We start from the raw sequence: 3,598 nt of genomic DNA on the forward strand, positions 1-3,598 counted from the left end.
CCGCGGGACGGGGAACGGACGGGACGGGGGCGTGCCGCCCCCGCCCCACCGGGGGCTCAGTCGCCCAGGCGCTCGTCGGGGCCGGGCCGCACGCCGCGGGCCCAGTCGGCGGCGGGCATGGGCTTGCGTCCCCGGGGCTGCACCCAGAGCAGTTCGACGGGACCGGATCCGGTGCCGACGTGGACCGTGCGCCGGCCGACCACGAGCGCCCCGGGTGGAGCGGAGGCCGCGGCCTCCGGGGCGGGCCCGCCCGCTCCGTCCGGGCGGGGGGAGCCGGCCGGGATCACCTCCCGGATCTTCAGGCGTTCGCCGCGGAAGAGGGTCCAGGCGCCGGGGACGGGCGAGCACCCGCGCACGACGCGGTCCACCCGCAGCGCGGGGGCGGTCCAGTCGATCCGGGCGTCCCCGACCCCGATCTTGGGTGCGAGGGAGACCCCCTCCTCGGGCTGGGGCACGGCCCGCAGGGTGCCGTCCTCGATCCCGTCCACGGTGGCCGCGAGCAGGCCCGCGCCGGCGAAGGCCAGCCGGGTGAGCAGGTCACCGCTGGTGTCCCCGGGTCGGATCTCCTCGGTGATCACGCCGTAGGTGGGGCCGGAGTCCAGTCCCTCCTCGATGAGGAAGGTGGTGGCCCCGGTGATCTCGTCACCGGCCATCACGGCGTGCTGCACCGGTGCCGCGCCGCGCCAGGCGGGGAGCAGGGAGAAGTGCAGGTTGACCCATCCCCGGGCGGGGATGTCCAGGGCCTCCTTGGGCAGGAGGGCGCCGTAGGCCACGACCGGGCAGCAGTCGGGGGCGATCTCGCGCAACCGGCGCAGGAAGTCCGGGTCGCGGGGCCGTTCGGGGCGCAGGATCTCCAGCCCGGCCTCGGCCGCGCGGCGTGCCACGGGGCTCTCGACGAGTCGCCGTCCCCTCCCGGCGGGGGCGTCCGGCCGGGTCACCACGGCCACCACCTCGTGCCGTTCCGCTGCCAACAGGGCGTCCAGTGCGGGTACGGCCACCTCGGGGGTGCCGGCGAAGACGAGCCTCATCGTGCGGGGGTCACCTCGGAAACGGAGTGGAGCGGATCGGGCGGGTGGACCGACGGATCGGACGGGAGGACCGTGCCGGCGGCCCGATCCCCGGACGCGGTGCGGTGGACAGTCTACGGCTCCGGGGACGCCGGGGGCGCGCCGGCCGGGAGCGCGGGAAGGGGCGCGCACCATGCCTTTCGCGCCCGATCCGGGGGGTGGGCGTGACCCCGACACCGGGTGCCGCGTTGGGCACCGGGAGCAACCGCACGGGGGGACGCCCCCGGCGGGGCCGTCCCCCGTTTCCCCCGATCGGTTGGAGAGGCTTGTCGATGGCCGACCACACCACCGCTGACGCCCGGGCCCGGGCCAGCCTGCATCTGCTGGTCCGCGACATCGAGCGGGTGCGCCGCCAGGTGGATGCCCTGCGGACGCTCACGGCGCAGTTGGGCAACGTCTACCGGCCGCGCCGCGGCGGACCGTCCTCCGGGTTCGTCGTGTACGGGCGGGCCCCCGCCCCCACCGTGCGCCTGGCCAGGGAGTTGCGGGACAACGTGGAGACCCTGGTGACCGCGGCGGTGGACTTCGACCGTTCGCTCGGTTTCTCCTGGGACTCCGTCGGCTCGGCGCTGGGGGTGACCAAGCAGGCCGTGCACCGGCGGTACGGGAACCGGCGGGCGACGGGGGCCGAGGCGATCGGCCGACCGACCGCGGGCGTCGGCCGGGTACCGGTCGTCCCCTCCCCCTCAACGGAGGGGACGGGGGACGATCGGCCGGACGGGGATCCGGCCCCCGGGAGCGCCGGGGAGGAAAGGGTGCCCGCGCAGACGGCGGTGGCGGTCGGCTCCCGGGTCGCCGGGGGCGGGGAGGCCGGTGCCGCCGGGGCCGGGCGCGCGGAGATGCTGCCGGGCCCGCGCGGCGGCTGAGACCGGCGCGCCCGCCCCGGCACCGACCGGGATTCCGGGGTCCGGGCGGGGTCCGAGGCCTCAGCCGATGTCCCGCGGGTCGACGCGCACCCGGGCGATCTCCCGCTCGCGATGGGCCAGGCGGGCCGCGAGGGAGGAACGCAGGGCCCGGGCCATCGCCGCCCCCCGCCCCGGCGGTACCCGCACCAGCGCGCGTTCCCACCGCTCCCCCGGTGCGGGCGCGCCCGGCCGACGGGGGGCACCGGGCGGGGTCGGGGGCAGTTCCACCGGCCCGAGGATCTCTGCCTCCGGGGGCAGGTCGGCCCCCTCCAACAGGCGCCGCACGGCCTCCGGCGGACCACTGACGGCCGCCATCCGGCTGACCGGCGGGAACCCCAGTTCGGCACGGTCGGCCAACTCGCGCTCCGCGAACCCGAGGGGGTCCCAGCGCACCAGGGCCTGCACGGGGCGGAGCGTCGGCTCCACCGGCACGACCACCGTCCCGCCCTCCCGGGCGGGACGGACCAGGGCGGCGGCGGACAGCCAACGGCGCAGGGTCTCCTCCCCCGCCCGCAGGCCGGGACGGTTGAGGAGCACCCGGCCGTCGAGCAGCAGCGCGGCGGCGTAGCCCGGTCCCTCGGCGGTGCGCGGCTCGGCCCCGGGGGTGCTGACCACCAGCGCGGGGGTGTCCGGGACCTCGTCGAGCACCCCGTCCCCGCCCCCGGCACCGGCGGTGCCGCGCCCGGAGGTCCGGACGGGGACACCGGGGAAGGCCCGCCCCAGTTCCTCGGCGGTGCGCCGGACGCCCACCGCCCGGGCCCGGGCCCGCCGGCCGCCACAGGCGGGGCAGTGCCAGTCCGGATGGGCCAGCCCGCACCACCCGCAGGTCGGGGGCGCGTCGGGGACGTCGGCGGCGAGCGGTCCGCGACAGGCCGGGCAGCGGGCGGGTTCACGGCAGCGATCGCAGGACAGCGCCGGAACGTAGCCCCGCCGCGGGACCTGCACCAGTACCGGCCCCAGGCGCAGCGCGTCCCTGGCGATCCGCCAGGCCAGGGTGGGCAGCCGGGCGGTGTGGGCGGCCTCGTCGCCGGCCCGGTCGTCGTCACCGGGGGTGCGGATCAGCGGGGCCGCGGCACGGACCGCGCCGCGGTCGGGGGTCAGCGGGGCCGCCCACCCCGTGTCCACCAGTCGGGCGCCCTCGGCGGTACAGGCGTGTCCGCCCAGCAGGACCCCCGCCCCGGAACGGGCCGCGCGCAGCAGCAGGACCTCGCGGGCATGGGGATGGGGGGCCCGGTCGTCGCCGTGGGAGGCGTCACCGTCGTCCCAGCAGATCACCAACCCCGGGTCGCGGACGGGCGCGAACATCGCCGCCCGGGTGCCGATCACCGCCCGCACCGATCCCCGGTTGACCGCCAGCCAGCGACGGTAACGGGCCTCGGGTCCGGCGTCGGCGGTCAACAGGACGTGTCGGTCGGGGCCGAGCAGATCGGTGAGGGCCGCATCCGCCCGGGCGGCGGCACGCCCGTCGGGGAGCACCGCCACCACTCCCCGGCCGGAGGCGAGACAGGCCGCGGCGGCACGGGCGAGTTCATCGGGCCACCCCGGCCCGGGCAGGGCGGTCCACACCGCGCGGGGGGACCCGCCGGCGGCGAGGGATTCCAGGAAGGCGGGGCCCCGGGGGTAGCG

General features: G+C 78.5%; 3 protein-coding genes. 1 reads left to right on the forward strand and 2 read right to left on the reverse strand.

Annotated features, from left to right (window positions below; genetic code table 11):
- Positions 1-56: 56 nt before the first annotated feature.
- Positions 57-1,028: a methionyl-tRNA formyltransferase gene (gene fmt, locus FOE67_RS19955; RefSeq protein ID WP_182666217.1), complete on the reverse strand. Its 972-nt coding sequence runs from the start codon at positions 1,026-1,028 to the stop codon at positions 57-59.
- Positions 1,029-1,339: 311 nt separating this feature from the next.
- On the opposite strand from fmt, the gene FOE67_RS29530 reads away from it, so the two are divergent.
- Entirely contained in the window at positions 1,340-1,933 is a 594-nt protein-coding gene (locus FOE67_RS29530; protein ID WP_228474076.1) for a hypothetical protein, read from the forward strand.
- A gap of 60 nt (positions 1,934-1,993) precedes the next feature.
- On the opposite strand, the gene FOE67_RS19965 is transcribed toward FOE67_RS29530, so the two are convergent.
- The coding region (locus FOE67_RS19965) for a primosome assembly protein PriA (protein ID WP_182666218.1) at positions 1,994-3,598 on the reverse strand (1,605 nt) is incomplete at its 5' end.

This window comes from Streptomyces calidiresistens (assembly GCF_014141525.1).
Lineage (GTDB): Bacteria > Actinomycetota > Actinomycetes > Streptomycetales > Streptomycetaceae > Streptomyces > Streptomyces calidiresistens.

What these genes read in the sequence shown, in the direction of transcription:
- fmt (WP_182666217.1), bottom strand. Translation starts at nt 1,028, where the DNA reads ATGAGGCTCGTCTTCGCCGGCACCCCCGAGGTGGCCGTACCCGCACTG.
- FOE67_RS29530 (WP_228474076.1), top strand. Translation starts at nt 1,340, where the DNA reads ATGGCCGACCACACCACCGCTGACGCCCGGGCCCGGGCCAGCCTGCAT.